The sequence below is a fragment of the Streptomyces sp. NPDC086147 genome (genome assembly GCF_040702165.1).
In the GTDB taxonomy this organism is placed as follows: domain Bacteria; phylum Actinomycetota; class Actinomycetes; order Streptomycetales; family Streptomycetaceae; genus Streptomyces.
This window is the reverse complement of record NZ_JBFBJO010000014.1, coordinates 16,285-42,881: the sequence shown is the minus strand read 5'-3', so window position 1 is coordinate 42,881 and position 26,597 is coordinate 16,285. Positions and strand designations below refer to the sequence as shown.

Annotated in this window: 22 protein-coding genes and 2 pseudogenes; 9 read left to right on the top strand and 15 right to left on the bottom strand. The window is 69.2% G+C overall.

What is annotated here, in order from left to right; all coding sequences use genetic code 11:
• Positions 1-36: 36 nt before the first annotated feature.
• The gene (locus AB0398_RS25585) at positions 37-2,127 is read left to right on the top strand and encodes a phosphocholine-specific phospholipase C (protein ID WP_366377968.1); all 2,091 of its coding nucleotides are present in this window, start codon (positions 37-39) and stop codon (positions 2,125-2,127) included.
• 195 nt (positions 2,128-2,322) lie between these two features.
• Here AB0398_RS25585 and AB0398_RS25580 read toward each other — a convergent pair whose 3' ends face one another.
• The gene (locus AB0398_RS25580; protein ID WP_366377967.1) at positions 2,323-3,042 is read right to left on the bottom strand and encodes an SMI1/KNR4 family protein; all 720 of its coding nucleotides are present in this window, start codon (positions 3,040-3,042) and stop codon (positions 2,323-2,325) included.
• A gap of 74 nt (positions 3,043-3,116) precedes the next feature.
• Between AB0398_RS25580 and AB0398_RS25575 the strand changes: the two genes are divergently transcribed.
• On the top strand, positions 3,117-3,416 hold the full coding sequence (locus tag AB0398_RS25575) for a hypothetical protein (protein ID WP_366377966.1): 300 nt from the start codon (positions 3,117-3,119) through the stop codon (positions 3,414-3,416).
• Between the two features lie 81 nt (positions 3,417-3,497).
• The gene (locus AB0398_RS25570; protein ID WP_366377965.1) at positions 3,498-3,980 is read left to right on the top strand and encodes a S1 RNA-binding domain-containing protein; all 483 of its coding nucleotides are present in this window, start codon (positions 3,498-3,500) and stop codon (positions 3,978-3,980) included.
• Positions 3,981-4,618: 638 nt separating this feature from the next.
• Here AB0398_RS25570 and AB0398_RS25565 read toward each other — a convergent pair.
• Positions 4,619-5,773, bottom strand: coding sequence for an RNase adapter RapZ (locus tag AB0398_RS25565; protein ID WP_366377964.1), 1,155 nt, complete (start codon positions 5,771-5,773; stop codon positions 4,619-4,621).
• A gap of 189 nt (positions 5,774-5,962) precedes the next feature.
• Here AB0398_RS25565 and AB0398_RS25560 point away from each other — a divergent pair, with 189 nt between their 5' ends.
• Entirely contained in the window at positions 5,963-6,373 is a 411-nt protein-coding gene (locus tag AB0398_RS25560) for a DUF3052 domain-containing protein (protein ID WP_366377963.1), read from the top strand.
• Positions 6,374-6,801: 428 nt separating this feature from the next.
• Here AB0398_RS25560 and tkt read toward each other — a convergent pair whose 3' ends face one another.
• The 6 genes and pseudogenes from tkt to AB0398_RS25530 all read right to left on the bottom strand — a co-directional run bounded on the left by tkt (position 6,802) and on the right by AB0398_RS25530 (position 14,188).
• Positions 6,802-9,018, bottom strand: coding sequence for a transketolase (tkt, locus tag AB0398_RS25555; protein ID WP_366377962.1), 2,217 nt, complete (start codon positions 9,016-9,018; stop codon positions 6,802-6,804).
• A 579-nt stretch (positions 9,019-9,597) separates the two neighbouring features.
• Positions 9,598-10,707 (bottom strand): annotated as a pseudogene (tal, locus tag AB0398_RS25550) (transaldolase); the annotation flags it as partial.
• Positions 10,708-11,172: 465 nt separating this feature from the next.
• Positions 11,173-11,499: a plasmid stabilization protein gene (locus AB0398_RS25545; RefSeq protein WP_366377961.1), complete on the bottom strand. Its 327-nt coding sequence runs from the start codon at positions 11,497-11,499 to the stop codon at positions 11,173-11,175.
• 527 nt (positions 11,500-12,026) lie between these two features.
• The gene (locus tag AB0398_RS25540; RefSeq protein WP_366377960.1) at positions 12,027-12,626 is read right to left on the bottom strand and encodes a transposase family protein; all 600 of its coding nucleotides are present in this window, start codon (positions 12,624-12,626) and stop codon (positions 12,027-12,029) included.
• 6 nt (positions 12,627-12,632) lie between these two features.
• Positions 12,633-12,887 (bottom strand): hypothetical protein, encoded by a 255-nt coding sequence (locus AB0398_RS25535; protein WP_366377959.1) that lies wholly within the window; start codon positions 12,885-12,887, stop codon positions 12,633-12,635.
• A gap of 695 nt (positions 12,888-13,582) precedes the next feature.
• A complete protein-coding gene (locus AB0398_RS25530) occupies positions 13,583-14,188 on the bottom strand; it encodes a dihydrofolate reductase family protein (protein WP_366377958.1) in 606 nt (201 codons plus the stop codon).
• A 272-nt stretch (positions 14,189-14,460) separates the two neighbouring features.
• Here AB0398_RS25530 and AB0398_RS25525 point away from each other — a divergent pair, with 272 nt between their 5' ends.
• A complete protein-coding gene (locus AB0398_RS25525) occupies positions 14,461-14,793 on the top strand; it encodes a hypothetical protein (RefSeq protein ID WP_366377957.1) in 333 nt (110 codons plus the stop codon).
• 996 nt (positions 14,794-15,789) lie between these two features.
• Here the strand turns inward: AB0398_RS25525 and AB0398_RS25520 are convergent.
• A complete protein-coding gene (locus tag AB0398_RS25520) occupies positions 15,790-16,962 on the bottom strand; it encodes a PP2C family protein-serine/threonine phosphatase (RefSeq protein WP_366377956.1) in 1,173 nt (390 codons plus the stop codon).
• A gap of 111 nt (positions 16,963-17,073) precedes the next feature.
• On the opposite strand from AB0398_RS25520, the gene AB0398_RS25515 reads away from it, so the two are divergent.
• Positions 17,074-17,514 carry a MarR family transcriptional regulator gene (locus AB0398_RS25515; protein ID WP_366377955.1) on the top strand — a complete coding sequence of 147 codons (441 nt, stop codon included), beginning with the start codon at positions 17,074-17,076 and terminating at the stop codon, positions 17,512-17,514.
• Between the two features lie 205 nt (positions 17,515-17,719).
• Here AB0398_RS25515 and AB0398_RS25510 read toward each other — a convergent pair whose 3' ends face one another.
• Positions 17,720-18,172, bottom strand: a complete 453-nt coding sequence (locus tag AB0398_RS25510; RefSeq protein ID WP_366377954.1) for a MarR family transcriptional regulator — start codon at positions 18,170-18,172, stop codon at positions 17,720-17,722.
• Between the two features lie 253 nt (positions 18,173-18,425).
• Between AB0398_RS25510 and AB0398_RS25505 the strand changes: the two genes are divergently transcribed.
• Positions 18,426-20,177, top strand: coding sequence for a GAF domain-containing SpoIIE family protein phosphatase (locus AB0398_RS25505; protein ID WP_366377953.1), 1,752 nt, complete (start codon positions 18,426-18,428; stop codon positions 20,175-20,177).
• 7 nt (positions 20,178-20,184) lie between these two features.
• Here the strand turns inward: AB0398_RS25505 and AB0398_RS25500 are convergent, their stop codons facing one another.
• Positions 20,185-20,520: a hypothetical protein gene (locus AB0398_RS25500; protein WP_366377952.1), complete on the bottom strand. Its 336-nt coding sequence runs from the start codon at positions 20,518-20,520 to the stop codon at positions 20,185-20,187.
• Positions 20,521-21,082: 562 nt separating this feature from the next.
• Here AB0398_RS25500 and AB0398_RS25495 point away from each other — a divergent pair.
• Positions 21,083-21,826 (top strand): annotated as a pseudogene (locus AB0398_RS25495) (phosphotransferase); the annotation flags it as partial.
• A gap of 499 nt (positions 21,827-22,325) precedes the next feature.
• On the opposite strand, the gene AB0398_RS25490 reads toward AB0398_RS25495, so the two are convergent.
• Both AB0398_RS25490 and AB0398_RS25485 read right to left on the bottom strand, forming a co-directional pair.
• Positions 22,326-22,676, bottom strand: a complete 351-nt coding sequence (locus tag AB0398_RS25490) for a hypothetical protein (RefSeq protein WP_366377951.1) — start codon at positions 22,674-22,676, stop codon at positions 22,326-22,328.
• Between the two features lie 215 nt (positions 22,677-22,891).
• The gene (locus AB0398_RS25485; protein ID WP_366378057.1) at positions 22,892-23,299 is read right to left on the bottom strand and encodes an ATP-binding protein; all 408 of its coding nucleotides are present in this window, start codon (positions 23,297-23,299) and stop codon (positions 22,892-22,894) included.
• 225 nt (positions 23,300-23,524) lie between these two features.
• On the opposite strand from AB0398_RS25485, the gene AB0398_RS25480 reads away from it, so the two are divergent.
• Positions 23,525-23,887 carry an STAS domain-containing protein gene (locus AB0398_RS25480; RefSeq protein WP_366377950.1) on the top strand — a complete coding sequence of 121 codons (363 nt, stop codon included), beginning with the start codon at positions 23,525-23,527 and terminating at the stop codon, positions 23,885-23,887.
• Positions 23,888-24,150: 263 nt separating this feature from the next.
• On the opposite strand, the gene AB0398_RS25475 is transcribed toward AB0398_RS25480, so the two are convergent.
• Both AB0398_RS25475 and AB0398_RS25470 read right to left on the bottom strand, forming a co-directional pair.
• The gene (locus AB0398_RS25475) at positions 24,151-25,029 is read right to left on the bottom strand and encodes a DUF4394 domain-containing protein (RefSeq protein ID WP_366377949.1); all 879 of its coding nucleotides are present in this window, start codon (positions 25,027-25,029) and stop codon (positions 24,151-24,153) included.
• Between the two features lie 879 nt (positions 25,030-25,908).
• On the bottom strand, positions 25,909-26,559 hold the full coding sequence (locus AB0398_RS25470) for a fasciclin domain-containing protein (RefSeq protein WP_366377948.1): 651 nt from the start codon (positions 26,557-26,559) through the stop codon (positions 25,909-25,911).
• Positions 26,560-26,597: the final 38 nt, after the last annotated feature.

The window sequence follows — 26,597 nt, the reverse complement described above, 5'->3', positions numbered from 1 at the left end:
CCACCGTTCCCTACCAGAAGCCAGTGAGGTCACGTCATGGTGCCCATGGATCGCCGGAAGTTCCTCGTCTCAGCTGCCGGTGCGGCTGCCGCGGCGTCAGCCCTCCCCCGTCTTGCCGCAGACACGTCGTCGCAGGACCTCGGCGTGGCGCTCGCCGCCGCGTCCGCGAGCGATCTGACCAAGATCGAGCACGTGGTCATCCTCATGCAGGAGAACCGCAGCTTCGACCACTACTTCGGCACGCTGAAGGGAGTCCGCGGCTTCGGGGACAAGAGCACCGTCGACCTCCCCGGCACGACGAGCGCACCCTCCGGGAAATCGGTGCTCCAGCAGCCGGACGGCTCGTCCTGGCGCTACCCCTGGGCCCTGAACCGCGGGGGAACCGACGGCTGGAAGAACGCCCAGGGCGTGGGCACCGCTCACGGCTGGACCGACGGTCACAACGCGTGGAACGGCGGGCGCCTCGACCGGTGGATCGCCAACAAGGGCCAGCTCACCATGGGCTACTTCACCCGCGCCGACCTCCCCTTCCACTACGACCTGGCGGACGCCTTCACCATCTGCGACGCCTACCACTGCTCCGTCCTGAGCTCGACGGGACCCAACCGCAACTACTTCTGGAGCGGCTCCACCGGCGTCGGGCTGATCAACCCCCCGCATTTGAACGGCGGTGACTTCGAGGGCGACAACCAGCCCTGGACCGCCTACGCGGAGGAACTGCAGAACGCCGGCGTCACCTGGCGCACCTACAACGTCGAAACCGACAACTACGGGGACAACGCGCTGGAGTACTTCGCGGGGTACTCGTCCGGCCCGTTGTACGACTCCGGTGTCAAATCCGTACCCGCGCTCCCCTCAGGAGGCACCACCGCCGATCGGATCATCGAGGCGATCCGCAAGGACGTCGTGGGCGGCACCCTGCGCCAGGTGTCCTGGGTGGTGACGGACGAAGCGCACTCCGAACATTCCAATGAGACGCCCAGCCGCGGTGCCGTGTTCGTCAAGCGCCTGCTCGGCGCCCTCAGCGCCGACGCGGAGGTCTTCCGCTCCACGGCGCTGTTCATCACCTACGACGAGAACGACGGGTTCTTCGACCACGTACCGCCCCCGTTCCCACCGAAGGGATCCGCCGACGCGACCGATGAATGGAGCACGTACAGCGCGGTCGAAGGGCCGGTCGGGCTGGGCATGCGGGTACCCATGATCGTCGTGTCACCGTGGACGACCGGCGGGCGGGTCTGCTCGCAGACCTTCGACCACACCTCGATGATCCAGTTCCTCGAGAAGTGGACCGCGGCACTGGGCAAACCCGCCGTGTGCGACAACATCACCGCCTGGCGGCGCAAGGTGGCCGGCGACCTCACCAGCGTCTTCGACTTCGGCAAAGACGCATCCGCCTACACCCTGCCGGCCCTCGGCCCCGCCGCTCCCGCCGGCCAGACGCCCGGAACCACCGGCGTCAACCCCGCCCGGCCCAGCACGAACACGGCGCCCGTCCAGGAACCGGGCACCAAGGCGGCATGTGCTCTGCCCTACCAGACCAACGCCTACCTCGACCGGGTAGAAGTCGGCGGCACCACCATGAAGACCTGGATCGCCCTCCAGAACCAGGGAACCCACGCCACCGACGCCGCCCACTTCGCCGTCTACGCCAACGCCTACCGCACCGGCGGCCCTTGGCAGTACACCGTCGACGCCCAGGCCGCCACGGAGGACTACTTCAACGTCGGCAGCGGCTACGGCAACGGCACGTACGACTTCTCGGTGGTCGGCCCCAACCGGTTCCTTCGCCGCTTCAAGGGCGACGCCTCCGGAATCGCCCGCGGTCAGCACGTCTCCGTCAAGCCGGCCTTCGAGGTCCACCCGTCCACCGGCAAGCTCGCCATCGTCTTCACCCTGCGCAACCACGGCACACAAGGCGTCACCTTCCGCATCGTGTCCAACCAGTACCGCACATGGGACGACACCTATGCCGTGGCCGCCGGAGGGCAAGGGAGCGAATTCTTCAACGCCGTCCGGTACCAGAACGGCTGGTACGACTTCACCATCACCGTGAACAACGACCCGTCCTGGTCACAGCGCTTCGCCGGACACATCGAATACGGCACCACCAGCACCACCGGCTGATCCGACGTCTCGCCCGGCCAAGCCCGGGACTGTGAGCCTTTTCCAACCTGGCTGTCAGGTCCGCCGACCGTGTCCGTCGGAGCGTTCGCAGCATGCCGACCGACTGTGGATCTGCCGGTCACAGGCCTGCCACCGGCTGACACAGTCACTCGTCGGCACGCCCTTGACCAGCACAGACGTGAGGTTGGAAAAGGCTCAGTGGACCCATCGGCCTTGGCCAGAAGAGCAGGCCGGGCTGAGATGAGCCAGGCTTCGCCCCCGAACGTGCGGCCAGCTGAAGGGCGTCAGTCCGTCCTGCCGCAGAAGAAGCCCGGGAGCGGAGTACCAGCGGACGGGAGACTCGTCTTTCCCCCATCCACATGGGTAATCCGGGAGAGCGACTCGCTCAAAGAGCCGCGGAAGCCCATCCGCAACATCGGGCGGCAATTCACACGCGTCGTAGAGCCGCCCCTCGCTGAACAGCGCCTCTGACAGGACCAACTCCACACACGCCGGCGAGACCCTCTCCATGAAGGGCCGCCAGCCGTCCCGTGACCGCACGACGACTGGCGGGTCGGTCTCACCCAGGTCGCACAGACGCACTCCCCAGAGTGCGCACCCTTGGTTCTCGCTACGGAAGCACAGCACACCCCCGAGGTCCTCGTGCACGAAGAGCTCTGACGGAGGCAGCATCGGATCCTGGTGCTCGAACAACTCCGGACGGCGGCCGAAGAGCAGATATGCCTCACGCAGAGCCTCAGGGAGTGACAGACCCAGCCGGCCTTCCGCCCGCTTGAGCTCTTCCTCGCCGACACCGTCACCATCGGTCAAGGGCGCATACCACCCAGCCGCGAAGGCCCGGATGAAATCCCATGCCTCCGACCGGTCCGATATGCCGTCGTGAATGGCCACGGCTGCATCGAAGTCGCCCACCATGCGGTGGACCGTACCCGTTCGGCAGATCGGCCGGGAAGCGATCTTGCAGGCAGTGGCTGCGCCACTGGTCAGAGATGCTCGCAAATGGCCATGGGGTCACGAGCCTGACCGAATCCCAGTCGAGCGACGCACTGAAGAACTTTCTGAACAACCTGCGGGCCGGCGAAGTCCGTGCCGACCGCGTCATCAGCGTCGAGGACCGCCAGACGCTCATGGAACTGGACGGGTTCCCTGGCCCGGGGAAAGCGCTGGTACGTATCCCTCGTGGCGATCCGACGCGCAAGGCCATCGGGCATCCGTCCGAAGCCGTGAGCATCGGGCAGCAGCTCACCTTCGAAGTGATAGCCGTCGACTGGCAGCAAGAGTGTGTCTGAGCGTCCACTGCGGCATGTGAGGACCCGGCTCTGCGAGCCTTCCTCCTTGGCCTTCGGCGCGGTGCACCACACGAGGGTCAGGTGCAGAGCGTCCACAACTTCGGTGTGTTCGTGAACCTCGACGGCGAACCGGCCGATCAGTGCACCGGGTTCATCAGGGGCCCGGAACTGAGCTGGCGGCGGATCGACCATCCCGCAGACGCCGTCACGGCTGGCCAGCGGGGCGTCGGCGAGATCATCGACGTGGACAACCGGCGTGGACAGGTCCAGCTGTCGCTGAAAGCCCTCCAAGAGGACCCGCTCGTACCCTTCGCGGACCAGACAGGAATGGTCACGACCGGGCAGGCCATCGAGGTGATCCCGTCCGGAGCATTCGTTTGCATCGCCGACGGTGTCGAGGGCCTGGTGCGCATCACCCAGTTTGGTGACGAGCCCATCGAGCACCCCGACCAGGTGGTGAGCGAGGGCGACGAGACCACCGTCCGGATCGTCGAGATCGACCTCGTGCGCCGCCGCACCTTGTCCGCCACAGATCTGTCGCAGAACGGGAAACGATCTTCCTGAAGGCGGGAAGCGATCTTCAGGTGCCTTACATCGCACCAGGTCGGCGGTACTCGTGAACAGCCCGTCAACCGGACTCCTTGCCGCGGGTCGTGCGTCTCAGCCCTGGCAGGGGCGGCGGTAGGGCTTGCGCGGGCGCCGGACCGTGTCGGTGCCCGCCTCGGCGGTGCCGGCGGAGGAGAACAGGCTGGGCACCCCCGGGCGAGGCAGCACCTGCGCACGGTCCTGACCCCGGCTCTGGTTGGTCGGCTTGGCGATGGCACGTCGGGCAGGAGCCGCGGTGCGGGCCAGGAGCCGGGCGTGGGGAATGCGGGGTGCACACCTCGCGCAGACCTCCTCGACGATCCAGACCTGCCCGACGAGAGGGTCGTGGCGCAGGACCATCACCACCTCGCCCGCGCACGCGCGCGGTCAGGGGTTCCAGAGGGGTGGTCGTTACGCGGCAGGATCCGTTTCGGTAGAGGGGGGGTCATGGACCGGGTCCACTATGCGCCGTGCGCGGGCTTACGGGGCCACGGGTTTTCTTCCCTCCAGGCGTGTCGCGCAAGCAGGGTAGTCCCGTGTGCGCCACAGCGATCTGCCAGTGGAGTGGCTCGTGTCCCTCGTGCTGAACGGTCCGGGACGGTCTCTCCCTGCTCGGCTCAGCTTGGCTGCGTGGGGGCCTTGTGCGCGTCGCCGCGGAACGCGACGGCGTCCTCGCCGATCCCGATCACCTGCAAGAGGGTGTCGAGAGCTTCGTCGGCCCGCTGGTGCGGCTGGGTGAGCCAGACGTCCGAGATGCCGCACGGATCGCCGTCGTGCTTGCTGATCGCGAAGCTGAATCCCTTGAGCCGGAACAGGACGACGTCGAGTTCGTCCAGCCCGTCCCAGGACCCTTCCACCTGCAGACGCAGTCGCCGGGCCACGAACTGCACCGGCAGCACCAGCCCGCCGATCATCTGGAACAGCGGTGCGCAGTGTTCCCACACGCTGTACTGGTAGGCGGGGTTCTTACCGGTGTAGTAGGGCAGCTGCACGGCCGGCTGCCAGTCGAGGTCGGGCCCGGGCACCTCGATCTCCGCCACAACCCTCCCACCTTTCCCTGCCACACCGGCCGGCCGGTGATCAACCTGCCTACGCCACGGCACCGGGTGGGACGCGGTGGTGGCCGAGGCTGACTCAGAGGCCTTCTTCCTGCGCTTCCGGCATGTCTTTGAGCGGTTGGTAGAGCCTGTCCCAAGCATCGGGGCGCTGGTGGAGGTCGGTGATGAGAAAGGTGAACAGACGCGGCCTGAACGCCTGACATCAAGGGCACGGCCAAGGAAGGTCGCCCCGCAGAGCCCGGGCGGCCTTCCTCCCGTTTGACCAGGCAGGTCAGGTGGGGTGGAGGAGGTCAGGACGGGGTGGTCGATGTGGTGGTGCTCGATGTCGACGCCGTACTCCCTGTTCCGCGCTTTCCAGACGAGCCGTCCGACCGTCTCGGCCGTCGCCACACTCCGATGACGGCCGCCCTGGCACGCCACCGTGAGACGGACCGGGCGGCCCGCGGGCAGCTCTTCGGCCAGCGCCCGGAGCTGGACGGCGGTCCGGTTGATCAGGGTCGGGGCGCCGGGGGTCTTCATGACGTGGGCGTAGACGTCGGCGTCCAGGCCGGTGCAGAAGCGCAGCGCAGGGTCGTCGGCCGGGTTGCGCAGGACGCGGCTGAGGTCGAGGTAGAGGCCGGTGGAGACGAGGGCGTGGACGCCGTCGTGACGCACGCCGATCGAGGAGACGACGGCGGCGACCAGGCCCCGTCCGGGGAGGTGTGTGGCCTTCATGCCGGCCACGATTCCGTCCGGGCTATCGCGCCGGTAGAGCTTGCCCGTTGCCTCCGAGAGCAGGCAACGAGACGGGGCGTCTCGGTGTGCGGGTCGGGCGCGGTCGCATGACGTCCGGGCGCGGGGGCCGTTGAACGTCGGGGCGCGCCGACCGGGCGCGTGACGAGGACGAGAAGGGCAGGGCCGGAGATGACGACGGCAGAGACGACACTGGCGGAGCGGATGCGGTTCGCTTCCGGGCAGAGCGTGCAGGAACTCGGCCACGACAAGGACTGCAACCAGGAACTGCGCGAGAGCGTGGAGGCGCTGACCGGCAGCGCGCTGGTCGACGCGAACCACGAGGGCACGACGGACGCCGTGCTGGTGTGGTATTGCCAGGGCGACGGGGACCTCGTCGATCTCCTCGTCGACGCGAGTGCCCCGCTCGCCGGCGGTGGCACCATCTGGCTGCTCACCCCCAAGACCGGCCGGAGCGGGCATGTCGATCCCGCCGACACCAAGGAGGGCATCGTCACAGCCGGCCTGCCTGCGGCCGAGTCCATCGCGGACGCACCGGGCTGGCACGGTACCCGGATCGCTGTACCGGACAGCAGCCGCTGACACCGCTCCCAGCCGCTGAACACACAGCGAGGCGGCCACCCGGGTTCCTCCGGACGGCCGCCCCTTGCTGCGCCGACTGCCGTACGGGACGACCGAGGGTGTCAACTGCGGGCAGGACCGCCGGTGCTGGCGGGGCCCTGGCTCCAGTCCAGCCCCCACCCCGTCCCGGCCCGGTCGTCTTCCTCACCGGGGCCGACGGGTGAGCAGGGCACGGCCAGTGCGGACGCCTGCGGAGCGGGAGGCAGGGGCGGCGCTGTACGTTCCGCCTCCGCGAGCAGAGCGAGGACGGCGGCCGCACGAGCGGCCCGCCACCCGGCCCGCGCCTCCTTCGACAGATCCGGCGCACCGCTCGACGTCGCCCCCCGGTGCCCGGGTTGTGGCGGCCCGGGATGCAGGGGGCGCTGCGGTCCGGCGGAGGTGCGGTCCGGTCAGGGGCGGTCGCCGGTGCCGCCGCTGGTGGGGGCGGAGGTCTGCCGGTGGCCGCCGGGCCGCAGTGCCTGCCGGGTGTCGTGGAGGCTGTCGCGGGCTGCCGCGGCCACCGCTTCGGCGGTGATGCCGAACTCGTCGTACAGGCGCTGGTAGTCGGCGGAGGCGCCGTAGCGTTCCAGGCCGACGATCCGGCCGGCGTCGCCGACCACGTCGCGCCAGCCCTGTCCGACGGCGGCCTCGACGCTGACCCGGGCCCGTACCGTGGGGGGCAGGACCCGGTCCTGGTAGTCCTGCGGCTGGGCGGCGAACCACTCGCGGCACGGCATCGACACCACCCGCACCCCGAGACCGTCGGCCGTCAGCAGGGTGCGGGCCTCCAGGGCGATGTGGACCTCGGAACCGGTCGCGACCAGGATGACGTCCGGTGTCGCGCCGTCGTCGGTGTCGGCCAGGACGTAGCCGCCCTTGGTGGCTTCCCGGGCGGGCGCGTACTCCCCGCTGTCGCGGTCGAGGACGGGCAGGTTCTGGCGGCTCAGGACCAGTCCGGCCGGGCGGTCGCCGTGTTCGAGGACGGCGCGCCAGCAGGCGGTGGTCTCGTTGGCGTCGGCGGGGCGCACCACGTCCAGGCCGGGAATGGCCCGCAGCGCGGCCAGGTGTTCCACGGGCTGGTGGGTGGGGCCGTCCTCGCCCAGGCCGATGGAGTCGTGGGTCCATACGTAGGTGGCCGGCAGTTGCATCAGTGCGGCCAGGCGCACCGCGGGGCGCATGTAGTCGGAGAAGGTCAGGAAGGTGCCGCCGTAGGGGCGGGTGAGGCTCTGCAGGGCGATGCCGTTGAGGATCGCGCCCATAGCGTGCTCGCGGATGCCGAAGTGCAGGGTGCGCCCGTAGGGGCCGCCCTTCCACTCCTTGGTCTGGCGGTCGGCCGGCACGAAGGACGGCTCCCCGTCCATGGTGGTGTTGTTGCTCCCGGCGAGGTCGGCCGAGCCGCCCCACAGCTCCGGCAGGACGGGGGCGAGGGCGCTGAGGACCTTGCCCGAGGCGGCGCGGGTGGCCATTCCCTTGGCATCGGCGGGGAAGGAGGGCAGCGCGTCCGTCCAGCCCTGGGGCAGCCGCTGGTCCCGCAGGCGGTCGAGGAGCGCGGCGCGCTCCGGGTTCGCGCTTCGCCAGGCGGCGAACGTCTCGTCCCAGGCGGCACGCTCCCGGCGGCCGCGTTCGCGCGCCCGGCGGGTGCGGGTCAGAACATCGTCCTCGACGGCGAAGTGCGCTTCGGGGTCGAAGCCGAGGAGTTCCTTGGTGGCGGCGACCTCGTCCTCGCCCAGGGCGGAGCCGTGTGCCTTGCCGGTGTTCTGCTTGGTGGGGGCGGGCCAGCCGATGAGGGTGCGCAGCATGATCAGGGAGGGGCGGCCGGTCTCCTCCCGGGCGGCGCGGACGGCTGCCAGGAGGGCGTCGACGTCTTCGACGTACTCGCCGGTGACGGTCCAGTCGACGGTCTGCACGTGCCAGCCGTAGGCGGCGTAGCGGGCCGGGACGTCCTCGCTGAAGGCGACGTCGGTGTCGTCCTCGATCGAGATGTGGTTGGAGTCGTAGAACACGGTCAGGCCGCCGAGTTCCTGGTGGCCGGCGAGGGAGGCGGCCTCCGAGGTGACGCCTTCCATCATGTCACCGTCGGAGGCGATGACGTAGACGTGGTGGTCGAAGGGGCTGGTGCCGGGTTCGGCGTCGGGGTCGAGCAGTCCGCGTTCGCGGCGGGCGGCCATCGCCATCCCGACCGCACTGGCCAGGCCCTGCCCCAGCGGTCCGGTGGTGATCTCGACCCCACAGGTGTGCCGGTGCTCGGGGTGCCCGGGAGTGGCCGAGCCCCACGTCCGGTACGCCTCCAGGTCCGAGAGCTCCAGTCCGTACCCGGCCAGGTAGAGCTGGATGTAGAGGGTCAGGCTGGAGTGGCCGCAGGAGAGGACGAACCTGTCCCGCCCCAGCCACTGGTCGTCGCCGGGATCGTGGCGCATGACGTTCTGGAACAGCAGGTACGCCAGCGGGGCCAGGCTCATCGCCGTTCCGGGGTGGCCGTTGCCGACCTTCTGCACGGCGTCGGCTGCCAGGAGCCGTGCGGTGTCCACGGCCCGTACGTCCGCCTCGTCCCACCCCGCGAGCTCCGCCACCGGCCTCGTCACGGACCGCTCGCGTCGCGTGCCCTTGCCGGGCTGTTCGTTCGTCATGGTGCTGTTTCCTTGTCAGGTCGAGGGAGGGCTGTGCGGACCGCTCGGGCGCAGGGAGCGGGTGACCGCCGCGAGGCGCAACTCCTCCAGGGTCGTGCTCTGCCGGTCGGCGCGCTCCGCGAGGGCGTCCAGACGGTCGGCGGAGAGGCGCTCGTCGGTTTCGGCCAGGGCCCGTAGGGTCCGCCAGCAGGCCGCCTTGCCCTGGACGCCCAGGAACATCGACTCCGCCTCCAGGACGTCGCTGAGCGGGGACCGGGAGAAGAGGTGGCCGTTGGGCTTGAGGCGGCCCGCCTTCTCCGCGAGCCAGCCCAGGGCGACCTTGGAGTGCCGGATGTCGACCCCCAGGTCGGTCATGATCAGCGCCAGCGCGTCGCGGTCCTCATCGATCTGGCGGGCCAGTTCGGACAGGGCTTCGCCGGCTTCCGTGCCCTTCTGCGCCTGCGCGGCCCGCCGGAAGAGCTCCAGGCCGCCGGTGGCGCCGGAGTAGTGGTCGTTGAGGTAGATCGCCAGCAGGTCGGCCTCCTCGGAGCCGCCCTCCCGGCTTTCGCCGTGTTCACCGGAAGCGGTGGTTTCCGAGCGCATCTCGCGCTCCACCGTGTCGCCGAGTTCCTTCCAACTGGCTTCGAACTTGGCCAGCCCTTCGCGTTCCAGTGTGTCGGTGACGTCCTCGAAGTCGATCCCGACGTGTTCCAGTGCTTCGAGGTGGGCGGCGGCCGCCGCGTGGTCGCCCGCCCTCGGAGGACCGGCCGGGAGGGCGCCGTGGTCGGCGAACGCGGCCAGGGTGGCTCCCGGCATGGTGTTCACGGTGCCCGCGACGGCGAGTTCACTGACGTACATCGTGTCGGGGTAGGACGGGTCCTTGACGCCGGTGGACGCCCACAGCGGGCGCTGTACGCGGGCTCCGGTCGCGGCCAGGCGCTGCCACCGGGACGCCGAGGTCATCTCCTCGTACGCCTGGTGGGCGAGCCGTGCGTTGGCGATTCCGGCCCTTCCCTTGAGTGCGCGTGCCTCGGGGGTGGCGAGGGCGTCGAGACGGCGGTCGACCTCGGTGTCGACGCGGGAGACGAAGAACGAGGCGACCGAGTGGATGGTCGAAAGGTCGCGTCCCGCGGTCAGGGCCTGTTCCAGACCGCTCTGGTAGGCGTCCATCACCTCGCGGTAGCGCTCCAGGGAGAAGATCAGCGTGACGTTGACGCTGATGCCCTCGGCGACGACGGAGGTGATCGCCTTCAGCCCCTTGCGGGTGGCCGGGATCTTGATGAACAGGTTGGGGCGGTCGACCGCTTCCCACAGTCTGCGGGCCAGGACGGCGGTGGCGTCGGCGTCCTGCGCAAGGCGGGGATCCACCTCGATGGAGACCCGCCCGTCGACGCAGTCGGTGCGGTCGTACACCGGGCGGAGGACGTCGCAGGCGTCCCGCACGTCGTCGGTGGTGAGGGCGAAGACCGCGTCGTCGACGCCGGTGCCCGCGTCGCCGAGGCGCCGGAGCTGTGCGTCGTAGCGGTCCCCCTTGGACAGGGCGGAGGCGAAGATCGTCGGGTTCGTGGTCACCCCCACCACGTGCTTGTCCGCGATCAGCTCCTCGAGCCCGCCTCCCGCCAGGAGCTCACGGGACAGGTCGTCGAGCCAGACCGACACCCCGGCCGCGGACAGTTCGGCGAGCGGATCGGACCCAGCGGAAACGGACATGGAAAACCTCCGGAAACGGTGTGGTGCCACTTGCGCCGGATGACGCTCCTCGCCTCGGAGGGCGACCTGCCGGCGGTGGCACCCGGCGCCTGACAGCATGGCTTCTCCGCGCGTCTGCCCGCCTCGTCCCTCGTCAAGCGCACCGCCCGCCGCCCCGGGGCGCTCCGAGTCCGTACCCGAGCAGGATCCGGGGAGAACGTAGGCGCACGGCGACGCTCCCGCCCCGCGGCCCGCCGAGCGGTCGGGACGGCCGAGAAGGCAGACGCCGTCGGCGTGTGTCCGCCGCAGCTACAGCACCCGTTCGGCGATGCAGCCGATACCGCCGGCGCGTCCGGAGCCGCGGCGCGGGTCGACGAAGTCCCGCAGCGAGTCGGCCGAACTGGTCATGGAGCTGCGGCGGACTCTCCCCGCCGCAGCTCCATGACGGGACCGCGGCTCCGGTCGTCCCTCCTGGGTCGTCGGGACTCAGCGGCCCAGGGCCTTCTTGAGCTCCTGCTTGTTCATGGAGGAACGGCCCTCGATCCCGCGCTTCTTCGCCTCCGCGTAGAGCTGGTCCTTCGTCGGCCCCTGGGCGCCGCTGTGCGAGCGCTCGCCGCCCCGCTGGGGGGCGGACTTCTTGTCCCGCGTGGAGGTCCTACTCGCGGTCGCGGACTCGCCGGAGCGGGCCCGTTCCTTGTTCACGGTCCGCGCGGCGATCTCCTTCGCCCGCTTCTCGGGGGTGCCGCGCTTCTCGGCGCCCTCCTTGATGTGCTCGTACTGGCGTTCGCGCTTCGCGTTCGATCCTGCAGGCATCGTGCTTCCTCACTCCGTGGGTCGCGGCCCGTCCGGCCGCACGTACCCGTCCGGTTACCCGGGGGCCCGTGCCTCACCCGGCACCGCTCCCATCCCACGCCACGTCCCCACACCGCGCGAACCGGCGGAGACCGAACGAGCAGCAGCGAGCTCTTCGTCGCGGACACGGAAGGTCGGGTACGGGAGCACACGGCGTCCATGGAATCGGGATCGACTTCAACTCCCGACGCCAACCGTCTGCGGGTCATCGGCGACACCGGCCAGAACCTGCGGCACCACATCGACGACGCGGCGGCTCCGAAGACCACCGCCCACGACGTCCTCGCCCCCGCCGGCCCGTTGACCATCATCAAACGTCTTGGACCGGTCACGGCACGGGTGAAGGCGCTCTGTCAGGCGGGGCCGGCGGAGGAACGTCTCGGGCACATGGGGGACAGTGAACCGAGCAGTGAGAAAAGGGTCGCCGTTCGGCGTCACGGCCCCGGCGCCTTCGCGGGCAGAGCCGCGGAGTGTATGGAGCATGACACTCACAGCACGTTCGTGACCCGTTCGCCGACGACCAGCACGGTCAGATCCCTCGCGCGTTCCGGCACTGGCAGGTGGTGCTCGGCGCGATTGCCCGCCCGGCTGATCCTTACGCGGTACAGGTTGGCCGAAGGGCCGTCGGGGTGTGGGCGGTCTGTGCGGTGCGGTGGTGTCACCACGCGTCCGCCGGTCTGGGCGCCGAGGCCCTGGTAGCCGGCGTCGGCGAGGATCTTCACCGCTGGGCCGTCCGCCAGGAGTCTGACCAGGCCCAACTGGCGGGCGTGGGTGACGTCCGCGCAGCTGCCTGGCGTGGCCGGGCTGCTGACCAGCACCCGCCCGTTCTGGTCGGTGAGGACCATGGTCTTGACGGCGTTCTGCTTGTTCTTCCCGGAGATGAAGGCGTCCCGGTGCTTGCGCCCGGCGGCCGGACAGCGGACCCGGATCCCGGTGCCGTCGATGATCCGGGTTTGTTCGCTGGCCCCGAGGTGGTTGATGACTTCGGCCAGTGTCCGCAGCCGGATGCCGGAGCTGATCGTGCACCCCCGCTCGACGAGCAGGGGCCGCACCTCGCCGATGGCGCGGGTGATGGTGGAACGGTCCACGCCGAATCAGCAGGCCAGCACGTCATGGGTGACCCCGTGACGGAGACGGACGAGCGCGGCCAGGAGCCGGTCGAGGAACACCAGCCGGTGCTTCGCGCCGGCTCCCACACCCCGCTGCCGCGGCCGGAAGAGCAGCTTTGCCTGGTGACGCTCATGCCATGACGGGCTCAGGTCCACAACGAGTTCAGCGATCACATCGGCCGACAGGCCTGTGATCCGACGGCTGCTGACGATCGCTGCACGAGTCACGGTCTCCACCACCCCACCATGATCGACCACCCGTGGCCCGACGTCTCACCGCTTACCGTGCACGAGCTCGTTAGGGCCTGTCCGGTCGATCAAGGTTGCGTTCCGTTGGGCAAAATGCCGCGGTGGACGCCATCGAGATCGACAACACGTGGACGCCTGCTCACCAGGCAGTGGGGTCGAGCGACCACGCCGCCCTCGCGCGTCTCCTCGACGAGGGGGCCGACGTCGATGAGGTCTGCTGCCGGACGACCCTGCTGATGCACGCCATCGAGTTGGAAGCAGACTCCGCCACCCAGGCAGGGCAGCCGGTCGACAGCGCACTCACTGCGATTCTCTGGCCTATGGCGCCGATCCGCTCCTCGTCCTCAACGGAGAGACCGCCTACGACTGGGCCCGCTTCTTCCATCACGACATGGCGATCCGGCTACTGGACCGCTTCACCACGCCTCACGGCCCGGTAGCCCCATGATCGTCCCGACAGGGCCTGGCTCGCGTGGCTCTGCCGGGGAAGGCCTCTGGCGACGCATCCGTCTCCAGAAGTTGAATCTTGCAGGAACTGTGGTTCAGAGAGCGCATGCGGGCTGACCTGCGACGACCCAGGATCAGGGAGCCGGACGTCCTGTCGTTGGCTGTCCGTCTCTCAGGGTCTTGCTCCGCGTCTGCCCGCACCGGTCTGTCGGCCGTCCAGACCTGCGGATCGGGCGATGTCACGCAGGGGTGACGAGTGGCGGGTGATCGAGCACGCGGGGCTTGTACTCGACCAGCTGGATGCGGCCGTCGAAGGTGCGGTGCTCGATCATCTCAAGGGCGACGTCCGGGTAGCCGTCGTAGATGCGTTCTTCACCCGTGGCCCCGGTGATCACCGGGAACATCACGACCCGGAAGCGGTCGACGAGTCCTGCCCGTAGTAGGGACCGGCACAGGCTGAGGCTGCCGATCGTGCTGAGGAGCCCCGAGCCGCTCGACTTCATGGCGCGGACCGCCTCGACGGCATCGTCGCGGACGAGCGTGGAGTTGGCCCACGTCAGTGGCTCCTCGAGTGAGGAGGAGAACACCACCTTGGAGGCTTGTGTGAGCTCGTTGACAGATGCCTCTTCCTCGGGCCTGAACTCGTCTTGGCCACTCGGGACCTCGCCTGCGGCGAAGCCCGACATCAAGCGGTAGGTGTTCGCTCCCATCAGGTAGGTGACCTCAGGCTGCTCACCGAGCCACGCGAGGTACTCCGGGCCCTCCAGGCCCCAGAAACCGGGCCATCCCTCTCCCGATGCGTAGCCGTCGAGGGAGGTGATGAAGTCGACGAGAAGTTCCGACATGGCGATGCCCTTTCTGAAGCGTCACAAGTTTGGACCGGCCGCGAGCCATAAACTCATCGGCCACGCTGTGGAGTGCAAATGGCGGTTTGAGTCCTGTTGAATCCCAGTTCAGCCCCACCGCACCCATGGACGGCGTAGTGCCGCTTCAGGCAACGTCCGCCCGTCCTGGCGACGGGGCGCCGGCAGGCCGATGTCGGATGCGCTCTGCGTAGTCTCGTGGGGTGCATTCTCATCTGAGCCTCGAGAACCCTCTGGCTCTGTCTCACGAGGCAGTGGTCGAGACGCTGGAGCGGGCTCTGCGTGACCGCTCGGCGGAGGGTGAGGCGGCGGGCGTCCTGGTCGGGACCGCGCTGAACGACGACGATGCGGAGTTCGTCGAGCACTGGTACGTGCGGGTCGGGACGCGGGCTGCGTCGGAAAGTCCGCTGCTCGGGCTGGCCGGCCTGTGCCTGGGACACACCGCTCGACGCTTCGGGCGACTCGGCCATGAGGCCCTCGCACTGGCGGAGTCGCTGGCGGTGCGAGCCGAGGAGGATCCGACAGACGTGGACGGGCGTGCCGTCGATGGCTATGACGATGTCCGGAGCTTCCTGCGCCTGTGGTGACGACGTCTGCCGCACCGGGTCAGGCAAGGTTGACCCTGCTCGCTGAGCCTTTTCCAACCTACTGCTGCGTCGGGGAGCGGAACCCGCGAAAGGTCTCCACGGACCTTGACCAGTCGCGAGACTCTTGGACAGAAACCCACGCCAATCGTGAAGAATCGGGACGCTGAGCAGCACAGATGCCAGGTTGGAAAAGACTCGATGTGTCGCGGCGGAGGATCAGGGAGGGCGTGGACTCGGTCTCGCCGAAGCCGCGAAAAAGCTCCCGGCACGCGCGACCGCGTCGGGCCCGTACAAGGTGGTGGCCGACGGGATTCTGCGAGCTGGCCTGGAGGCTCCGTGCAAGCAGTGGCACACGGTCACCCGGATCTTCCACCAACTGGTCGAGGAGCACGGTGCCGGGGCCTCCACAGCTCCCGGGCCCACGCCAGAGCATTTTCATCGTGCTGCCCTCCACCTCCAGCGGATCCTCGATGACTTGGAGAAGGCCTTCGCGTGTCCCGTCCCCGAAGTGCTGGCATCGTCCGATCTCGGCGACCAGGCGAAGAGGGCTCGCCCAGAGTCCGAGAATCCCTGTAGTCGCGATCCGGAGCAGGAACGGTACCGCCAGTGCTCCCACCGCGATCGCGCTGCCCTGATGGTGGAGGTTTTCCCACAGTTCCCCCGAGGCCCGGCCGGCGGCTTCGGCGACCAGGCCGGCGCCCGTGCCGTTGTCCAGCAGGCGGCGCGGTGGCGGTCGGGCGCGTAGCGGCGAGGCGGGTGGTGAGGTCGTCGGGGATGCCGGGACGGCGCCGGCATCGAGGGCGCCCAGGGGGTCGCAGGTCCAGTCGTCGCCGATGTGAATCATGCCGGCCGGTGCCACGCTGTGGCGTTCAGCGACGGTGGGGAAGGCGCGGAGGCACGGCTTCAGGGGTCGACATCGTGGGCGCGGGCAGCTCGGCTGTGGACCGGTCCCAAGCACCTTCGGAGTACCGGGACCGCCCTTTCTCCCTTCGGGCCTCAGTCCGACGGCCGCCCGCGCCAGTCAAGGCAGACGACCATGGCGTCGTCGTCGGCGTCGATCACGCCGCGGTGGCCGGCGAGTTCCTGCAGGACGGCGCGGGGAACCTGGGAGGCGGGCAGGAGCCGGGTGCTGGTCAGGGCCCGGGCCAGGGCTCGTTCGCTGTACCGCTCTCCTGATGGGGAGGTGACGTCGTAGACGCCGTCGCTGACGAAGACGAGGCGGTCGCCCGGTTCGGTTCGGAAGTGCTCGGCCGTGTAGACGGTGTCCTCGAACATGCCGAGGGGCAGCTGGGCGTTGAGCTCGATCTGCTTGACCTTGCCGCGCCGTACAAGCCACATCTTCGGCGATCCGGCGTCCACGATCTCCGTTGCCCCGGTGGCAAGGTCGAAGCGCAGCAGCAGAGTCGCCAGGTGCTGGGTCCCTCGGTGTTGGCCGTAGAGCGCCTGGTCGGCGAGGTAGGCCTGGTCGGCCAGGGAGAGACCGGCCCGCCGGGCGTTGCGCAGGGCGTTGACTGCGAGGTTGGTCAGCAGGGCTGCGTCGATGCCCTCGCCCATTCCGTTGGTCACGGTCAGGGTGAGGTCGTGGGTGGATGTCGACCAGTCGAAGTTGTCGCCGTAGATTGCGTAGGCGGGTTCGAGCTGTGCGCCGATGTCGTACTCCGGGCGGGTGCACGAACGTCCGGGAAGGAGCTGCCACTGCATTTCGGCGGCGAGTGTGAGGCGGTCGGCCCGCCGGGCCTGGAGGTAGAGGTCGGTGTCGCGTTCGCCGACGACGATCTCGTGTCCGAGTACCTCGGCGATCTGTGTCAGCTCCTGAGCGGTATCGGAGCCCTCCTGCCAGTCGGGAAGGCGCAGACTCAGGACTCCGATGCGGTCTCCTCGCACGCTCACCGGCAGGTGCACGGTGACCGGGCCGTTCCCGTCGGCGTCCTCGACGTGGGGCGACTGCCAGTTGAAGGCCCGGCCCGGGGCGCTGCCGTGGACTGAGATGGGTTCCTTCGTATAGGGGAGAGCTGTGACCGGTTGCAGTATGGTCGTCGCGTAGTCGGCCATGAGCAGGGTGACGTCTGCGGCGCCGTATTGCGTGACCAGCCCTTCCTCCAGGGATTGGAGGAGAGCGTCGGGCGTGGCGGTCCGCAGGGCGCGTTCGACCGCGATGAATCTGTCCATTGTCCGGTTACCGCCTAGTCTCAGAACGGGTGGGAAAAGGGGGGGTCTCTCGTGTCTTGGCGACCGGAGGAAACATCGCGGCGTAACGGTGCGGAGGGTTCTGCCGCCGGCGTGGCGCTTGAGGTCCTGGAACTGCTCGAAGTGCTGTGGTCCCAGGGGGAGACGGTGTCGACGGCTCCGCTGTCCTCTTCCCAGGTGCGTGTGCTGTACGTGCTGGAGCGCGAGGGTGTGGTGAATCTGCGTACTCTGGCCGAGAAGCTGGACTCCATGCCGTCGTCGGTCAGCCGTATGTGCGACCGCCTGCAGGCGGTGGGCTTCATCGATCGTGGTCACAACCCCTGTGATCGCCGCGAGCTGGAGCTGCGTCTGTCACGCAGGGGGGCGGGCTACCTCAGGACGTTCCGCTCCCGCCGCGAAGAAGTCCTGCGTGAATTGTTGGGGAAGATGACCCCGACTGAGCAGGCCATGCTGGTGCGGGGACTGTCCGGGATCCGGACCGCTGCCGGGTCCCCCCGCGAGGAGACGGGCGCCAGCGTCACGGAGTCGGCCTGAAGCCGACGGCTGTGCCGATCGGTGCACGGTTCCTCCCTTCCGAGGAGATGCTGGAGGCCGTCTGCATGCCTCGTGATGCTGCGACAGATTGGTTCCTCGGACAGATACTTGTCAAATGACAAGTATTGCGGCTGTGTGACCGATGGTGGTCAGACGGGTACGCAGTGAGAGGTCCATGCGGAGGGTGAAGCCTGGCCTCTGGGGGTCAGTAGTCCCCGTCGTGGTCACGCAGCGACCTTTGCAGAGCGGCGAGCAGGCTGGTGAGTCCGGCCCGTACGGCTTCGTTCTCGGCGTGCTCCGGCAGGAGGGAGGACGGTTTGGCCAGCCGTTCGGCCCGCATCTCGGTGAGCAGCTGTCGGCCGGCACGTGTGGCGGTGACGATCCTGCCCCGTCCGTCACCCGGTGTCAGAGCGCTGGTCACCAGCCCGGCTTGTGCGAGCTTGGCGGTTACGCGGCTCAGCGAGGTGGCCGGCACGGAGAGGAGCTGCGCCAGCCTCCCCGGGGGCAGTTGGCCGAAGTGCTCCAGTAGGACCAGTATCCGGTAGGCGAGACCTGCCGGCTCCCGCCGCAGTTCCAGGTTCTCCCACCACTCCAGCATCGCGGCGGCCGCCTCTTCGTCGGCCGAGAGGCCGGAGGCCTGGTCCGGGTCGTCATTCATAGGCGTGTGCGGGATCGAGGACGGTTCCCCTCCGCTTTCCCCGAGCGGCCCCCTCCATGCCTGCCGGGAAGTGTCGTGATCGATCCCGGCATCCGTCACGGCCCCGCGCGGTCGGGCCTGGTCGCGTAGAGGGGCCATCCGGGGAAGTGGACGAACATCACTCCTTTCTGACTTACTTCATCCCGTCCATGAAACACTTGTCGCACGACAACTATTGCCTGGCGGTCCGCCGGCGAGAACAGGGGGCGGAAGCGTGACGACGGCAGCGCCCGGAGCCGAAGACGGCCACGCGGACACCCCTGAGGACAGATCCGCCGACACACTCCTGGCCGAGGCGTTCGAGTTCCTGCCGGACGCCGTCTCGATCTCGGTGGCGGTACGGGACGCCGACGGCCGTGCCGTCGACCTGTGTCTGGAGTACGCGAACGCGGCCGCCCGGACCGGCCATGCGCCCGGAGCGGCGCCCACCGGAGGCCCGTGCGGCAACCTGTGGTCCCGGACACGGGCGGCCGGCGACGAGGTCCTCGCAGCCTGCCTGGACGTGCTGAACACCAGCCTGCCGGAACACGGCGCGTTCACCCCGGCCCGGAAGGGTGCCCACCGCACGACGGACCACGACTACCGGGCCTTCCGGCTGAGGAACGACCGCCTGATGCTGGTGCTGCGCACCGACCGGTACGCACAGGCGTTGGAACGCACGAGGCCACGGACCGACGGCGAAGACACGGGCAGCGACGGGAACGCCCGGGAGCGGCTGCGGATCCTGGCGGACGCGGGTGCCCTGCTGGGGACCTCGCTCAACCGTGGGGCAACCTTCGACGCCGTCACGAACTCCGTCGTACCAAGCCTTGCCGACGGCTGCCTCCTCTATCTCACCGACGACACCGGCCATCCAGTACTGGCCGCCCTGGCCCATCGCGACCCGCGCCGGCGGCGGGAACTGCGCGACCTGGCCGGGGCATCTCCCCCACACCCGGACGCCAAGGACGGAGTCGGCGCCGTCGTTCGCACCGGACGCCACGAACAGGGCAGGGACGTCATCCGCGCCCTGAACCCCTCCCCACACCTCGGCGAAGACAGCCGCACCCAGCGCCGCCCGTCATCCGCGGACTCGTGGCTGACCGTCCCCGTAGCCCGGTCGGGCACCGTGATCGGAGCCATGGTCCTGATGAGGACGGCCCCTGGACGCTCCCCCTTCACCGAGGAAGACGTCAGCCTCGCCCGGGAACTCTCCCGCCGCGCGACCCCGGCGATCGAGAACGCCCGCCACCATGCCGAGCAGGCGGAAGTGGCGCGCAGGCTCCAGGAGAGCCTGCTGCCCCGCGCCCTGCCCGACGTGCCGGGCCTCGAACTGTCCGCCCGTCACCATCCCGGCCAGAAGGGCACCCTGATGGGCGGGGACTTTTACGACGTGTTCCCCAGTGGTCCCCAGGACTGGACCGTTACCGTCGGCGACGTCGCCGGCAAGGGCCCGCAGGCCGCAGCGCTCACCGGTCTCGTCCGCCACACCGTCCGCGCGAGGGGACGGGACACCACCGACCCCGCTGCCCTCCTGCACGCCGTCAACACCGCCCTCCTCGACGAGCCGCCGTCCACTCGCCGCTTCTGCACCACGGCCTGCGCGACCCTGCGCCCCGACGGTTCCGGGATGCGCCTCACCCTGGCCCTGGGAGGCCACCCGCACCCACTGCTGCGCCGGAGCGACGGGACCGTCGTTCCCGTGGGCCGCCCGGGCACCCTCCTCGGAGTGGTGAACGAGCCCCGTCTGCGAACCGTCCACCACAGTCTGGAATCCGGCGACCTGCTGCTCTTCTACACCGACGGCGTCACCGAGCACCGCTCGAACGACGTCATGCTCGGCGAGGCAGGCGTGCACGCGGTTCTCGCGCGCACCCCAGGAGCCTCGGCCGAAGCGACCGTACGCCTCCTGGAGGAGGAAATCGCCGCGCACGGCCTCCAAGCGCCCACCGACGACTTCGCCATCCTCGGTATGCGCGTGCGCTGACACCGGATCACGCGTCCCGTGATTCCCTCAGCCGGCTCGGCGGTGAACCGGGCACCCGCGAGGAAGGCGGGGCAGCCGAGCGAGGGGGCGCGCAGTGCGTCGAGGCGCCGGGTGGCGTACCGGGTGTGAGAGACGCGAAGTACGCCATCAGCCGAGAGGCCCATTCGGTGGCGAACCAGTGGGACTTCGTCAGGTGACCAGCGGGGAGGTGGTGGAGGGCGTCGGTGCGGGTGATCGGGGAGAGAGCGACGCCGACGAGGAGGAGGAAGGTGCGCAGTTCGGCGGGGTCGAGGTGGGGGCAGCCGACGACGCCCACAGCGGTCTGCCGACTTTCCTGCGGCATGCCCCAGCATGCCTGCCAGGCCGTAACGCTCTTGCGCGTCGAGAGATGAGCCCCCAGGCGCAGCCTTGAGGATGGAAAACCACTGCGCTGGCTGCTGAGGACCTATCAGCGGATGAATGACCTTCCTCATACCGACCTTGCGGCGAACGATGGCCTGCACCCCCTTCCTGTGGGTCGCTTTCACGATGATTTTGAACAAAAAAGCGCTATGAGAGCTTTATCGATCACCTCGGAATGGACCAGCCCATGAGTGCCGCGCTCAGTGCTCTCGCTCGGCAAGGCTCCACGATCCTGTTGATCTTGCAGCAGACGAGTAACCCCTCTACTACAGTCCGCCTCCGAAGGAGTTGGCAGCTGTCCCGGACATTTGCGCCCCGACTGAGTGGCCCGCACCGACGCTGTGCAGATCCTGCAGGCTGGCGGAGCTCGGCTCAGGAGTCCTGACAGAAGTAGCGGGCTTCACCTTGGTCAGGAAGTCGGGCAGTGGGATGCGGTCGGCTGCGTCACCGTATCCGACGAGTCCGGCGACGTCGACGATCACCTCAGGGATACTGGTCACCCCATGGATGAGGTCGAGGTCGTCGTCGCCCATTCCGAACGCGCGACCCTGCGCGTCGGCGACGTGTTTTTGAAGGTGGACGCCGATCAGGCGCGTGTCGACGTCGAGGTCGAAGCGATGTCCCGTGCCCCGGTCCCGACCCCGGAGATCCTGTGGCGCAAACCGCCCGTGCTTGCGATCGCCGCGCTCCCGGGGACGACGCTCGGGCGCCTCGGCGGGTCGTCGACCGGGTCGCCGGCGGCGTGGGCCGCGGCGGGCGCCACCATCCGCGAGCTGCACGACGCGCCGCCGCCGCCCCGTCCGGGCCGGGCCGGACGGAGCACCGTTGCGCTGGCGGCGGAACTCGACGACGAGTGCGAGCGGCTCGTGGCGAACGGCCTCCTGCCCGCCGACCTGGTCACCCGCAACCGCCGGGTCGCCCAGGCCGCGCTCCGGCCGTGGACTCCGGCATTCACGCACGGCGACCTGCAGATCGCGCACGTCTTCGTCGACGGCGACGAGGTCACCGGCATCATCGACTGGTCCGAGGCGGGCCGGGGCGACGCCCTCTACGACCTCGCCACCCTCACGCTCGGACACGAGGAACACCTCGACGACGTCCTCGCCGGCTACGGCACCGACGTCGACCTCGACGCGATCCGCGCGTGGTGGTCATTGCGCAGCCTGCTGGCGGTCCGCTGGCTGATCGAGCACGGCTTCGACCCCTTCGCACCGGGCTGCGAGGTCGACGTACTGAGATCCCGGATGTACAGATCTGCCGGTCGCCGACGCCGACATCTTCGGTTCCATGAACGCGCAGGCTCTACAGGCGGTCCGCTGGGTGAGTCGCCGTCCGGGCGAGTGCATGGCGATCACTTCCCCTAACGGCGCAATGCTCACACAGTACTGGCCACCCGATTTCGTCGTCGGTCGTGACGAGCACGAAGAGACGGTGCCCAGGGCTTCGGAGTTCTACGCCGATGTAGCACCCGACATGCCCAGCGGTACCTGGGTCGAAGAAAGCTACGGCCGCGGATGACCAGGACAGGACCTGCCGTGTCCGAGGCGACCGGTACTCAGGCCTACGGCATGCCTGGGCCGCAAAAGTAACTCCGCGAAGAAGATGTCGGCCCCCTCATCTCATCGCCCGCAAGGGCGATGCGTCGTCAGAACGACTCGGCCGCCACGGTTGGGGATCGGGCCGACCGTGCTCCCGGCTGACCGGTCACTGCCAGATCAGTTCACGCACCGAGAGCCGTTCCCGCGACTACCTGGCCCTCCCCCCTCCCTCCTCACCGCAGCCGTCTGCTGCTACAGGTGACCCCTCCACGGGTGCCGCGCTGACGAACGCTCCCAGAGGGATCCCTGCGATCGCTCCGGTGACAGCGGTACCAACCAGCATATCGGTGTAGCGGCTCCACTCCCTCCCGGGCACCGCGTCGCCGCGTTCCTTCACGATCTTTCCGATCAGGACGTAGATGGCCAGGACGAGAGCGAGGAGGGTCAACAGGGCGTGCAGGATGAAAGAGCTGAGTTCTGGTTCCGGGTCGGTGTCCAGGGCTTGGCGGTACCCGGAGGCGACGACGGCCGCCAGGTAGGCCGGGAACAGTGCGAACACCAGGTGGGTGGCGGGCCCGGCGCGATCGAGGAGGCGGTCGACGAAGGAGGGCCGCGGGCGTGGATCGTCTCCCGAGGCGGCATTGAACGGCCCCTTCAACGCCCCCGGGACGTCGGCCGCTACGGAGGTCGAGCAGAGCGTGGCGGCGCTCCTTCGCGATCGCCCGCCGGGATGGCCGGGCTCCAGCGCTTTGGCGTAGTCGGCGGGATCGGCCTCTACGCCAGGCTGGGGGCGTCGGCCAGGGCGATGCGGGCGGTGATGCGCTTGCCGACCGGCTCCTGCTCGATGAACAACTCCTCGGCGACCGCTTTGATGATCTCCATGCCGTGCTGGCCGACCCGGCCCGGATCCGCCGCCCGGGCCGCGGGAACGGTCGGGTCGCTGTCCCACACCACGATGTCCACGCTGCCCGTGCTGACGCGCAGTTCCATCAGGACGGGACCGGGCGCGTACTTGCAGGCGTTGGTGACCAGCTCGCTGACCACCAGAGCGGTCAGATCCCGTACGCGTTCCGAGACGGTCAGGCCGTGCTCGGTACGGGCCTCGTCGAGGAAGGCGGCGGTGTGGCGGCGAGCGTCGGAGATGCAGGGGCCGTCGCCGTCGAGCGCGTAGCCGGCGCGCATCAGGTATCCGTCCGGCGGAGGATGGGCGCCGTCGTCGCCGTCAGCATGGGGTCTCACTGGCCTCGTCCTCGCTCCCGTTCACGCGACGTCTTTACCCGCCCGGTGACCCCCTACTACACAAGGATGACCCGGCGCCGCCATCCGGGTGTGTCCGGTCCGGCGGGTGGGGCAGAATCGTCCGCACGCCCCCATCCCGGGGCAAGCCTAAGCGCGGTAGAGGAGAAGATGAGCAGCACCGAGGAAACGGACCCGCCCGAGCGGCTGTCCGTCACGCACCACACCGTCGACGGCGTCCGCGTCGCCACCCTGCTCGGCGAGATCGACCACACCACCAAGGACACCCTGCGCGATGCCCTGCTGCCCGGAGAGGGAACAGCCCCGCGGGTCGTGGCGGACCTGAGCGGTGTGAGCTTCATGGACTCCACCGGCGTCAACGTCTTCATCTTCGCCCACCAGAATCTGAGTGACCTGCGAGGCCGGCTGCGCATCGCCGCCCCTCAGGAAGCCGTCCTGCGTGTGCTGGCCCTGATCGGCGTCGACACCGTCATCCCCTGCCACCCCACCCTCGAAGGCGCCCTCAACGCCTGAGCCGAAGGGCAAGAGGACCGAGGGCGGCCGTCCGGGAGAGCCCTGGCGGCCGCCCTCCGGCTCCACCGGCAGTCAGGCGGAGGAGGGGGAGGCAGCAGATCAGAGAAGGCGACAGGAGGCCTTGCCGGCCGAGGATCCGAGTCTCGTGTCCTCCCGCTTCACGGCGTACCTCGAGACCGGGTACCAGGGTGGTCTGCCACCTTTCATCAGGGGCTTGGAGCCGGGGGCGGGCGGGGACGACCCGCCCCCGGCGTGAACAGCGGTCAGCGCTGGTTCAGGGGAAGGGCGATGTCGACGACCTGGCGGGTCGCCGGGAAGGCACCGACGAGGGCAGCCTTTCCGGTGAGGAGATCGACCTTGTAGAAGCGCTCCTTGCCGTCGGTGTTCAGGGCCGCGAAGCCGTGGTTGGAACCGTCGGAGGCCCTGTAGTAGATGTCGAACCCGGCCGAGGGACCGGCGTTCACACCGAGGCCGCCGGTCGGTGCGAGGGTGCCGGCATTGGCAGGCGACTGCAGCGAGACGCGGTCGTTGGTGGTGTCGACGTCGAACAGCGTGGTCGCGGTCGCCGCGTCGAGGTCGTTGTTGGTGTACGCCGCTCCGGTGACGCCCAGGGCCGTGGACGGCGGGGTGGTGGGGTTGGTGAGGGTGCCGTCGGCGGTGGTCGTCTTCGGGGCGGCCGGGTCGTCGATGTTGTGGCGCAGGTTCTGGCCGGTGTCGCTGATGACGCGCAGGCGGTTGGCGGCGGGGTTGAAGTCGACCCCGAAGTACTTGCCCTGGAGAGCGACGGTCAGCTGCGAGACCTTCACCGCCCCGGCCTTGTCGTTGAGGGTGTAGACACCGCCCTTGTCCCCGACGCCGTACAGCTTGCCGTTCTGGACGCGGAAGTCGATCCCGACCAGCCTGCCGTCGCCCACGAGGCCGGTGACCTTGCCGAACGACCAGGTGTCGGCCGGGTCGGAGACGTCGAAGCCCACCAGGCGCTGGTCGGTGGTCAGACCGACGCTGATCAGACCCTGGTGCGCGGCCCGGCTCTTCGGCGCGAAGGGGCCTGCGTCACCTGCCTGTGCCGAGGCCAGTACTGGGGAGAACAAGGAAGCGGCCACCGCGGTGGCGACAGCGGTGGCAGCGAGACGAGTGCGCACGGGGGAACTCCGATCGGTCGACGGCCCGCCTCCTTTGAGGCCGGTCCGCAGGTCCTTCGGCGCCGCTACCGGCTGAGGATCGGCGCCAAAGTCCTAAAACACTCGAATAGCCCTCAAAAGTGTTATCACCGCATCGATCCGCACCGTGGTCGACCGGCGAAGAGGATGCCGCTGCCGCTCGTGCGCCTGCTCCGAACGGGTGCTGTCGCCTTGTCGGGCAATCCGTCTGCGCACCGGCCACGAATACACCATGTCGACGGTCCGGGAACCAGGGAAACCGTCGGCGACCGTCACCGTGGCCGACCCGCCGTGGTGACGCCTTCACCGCTTCCGTACCCCATGAGCAGGGATACGAGAGGCGGTCCGTCGTACGAGCGGCTCTCCCCTGACGGAGCCTGCTCCTGCGACGCCGCCCAGGTCCCGGGCGCTGTCACCTGTCCGGCCGGGATCTGGGCGGTCCCTCCCGCTCTCCTCTCTCCTCACCGCCGGACGATGACCGGGGCGGGCTGGTGGTGGGGAGGGGGTCATGCGCCAGGGGCGCCCGGGTCTCGTCGGGCGCTGGTACGGGTACTCAGGAACTGAAGCGTGCGGGTTGGCGTATCAGCGTCTTGTGGCGTGGGACCTTGGTGTCCGTGTCGGGGTCGTACGGGCGGCAGCACCGGTCGGCGACGAGATACAGACGTTCGATCGGCGAGGGTCGCGGGGCTGCCGTGAGGGCAGGCCGGCCGTGCTGCCGGGCTCCCCTGCCGCCGCGTCCGACAGCTGTCCCGGAGTTCTCGGGATTGGCTCATGCCAGTGGCCCTGCGCCCCTCTCGAGGAGGGCGCAGGGCCACTGTCGTTCCGGACGGGTCTGTGTGCGAGGTGCGAGCGGTCCGGGAACTACTTGGGCATGAGAACGGTGTCGACGATGTAGACGTTGGCGTTCGCGGTCTTGACGTTGCCGCAGACGACCTTCGAGGAGTCGTTGACGGTGTAGTCCTCGCCGGAGCCCTTGGTGGTGACCATGCCCTTCTGCAGGGTCTCGAAGGAGCCGTTCTCCAGCTGCTTGGGGGCGAGCTTCTGACCGACGACGTGGTAGGTCAGGATCTTGGTCAGCGTGGCCTTGTCGGCCAGGACCTTGTCGAGGTCGGCCTTCGGGAGCTTGGCGAAGGCGTCGTTGGTCGGGGCGAAGACGGTGATGTTCTGGGCGTTGTTGAGGGTGTCGACCAGACCGGCCTGCTTGACGGCGGTCACCAGGGTGGACAGGGCCGGGTTGTTCGAGGCGGCGGTGGCGACGGGGTCCTTCGCCATGCCGTCGAAGGAGCCCGCGCCGTCCTTGGGCACGCCGGCACACGCCGGGCCGAAGGGCTCGTCCATGGCCATCGAGTCCTCCCCCGGCTCCTGGCTCTCCGTGCTGGGGTCGGCGGCGGCCGAGGTGGGCGAGGTGGTCTTGTCGTCGTTTCCGGAGTCCGAGCACGCGGCGAGCGCGAAGGGAAGGACGGCAGCGGCGGCCACGGCGATCGTGCCACGACGGATGCGCAGGGAGTTCATTTCGTTGCTCCTTGAGAGGGTCGAACTTCCGCAGGGGA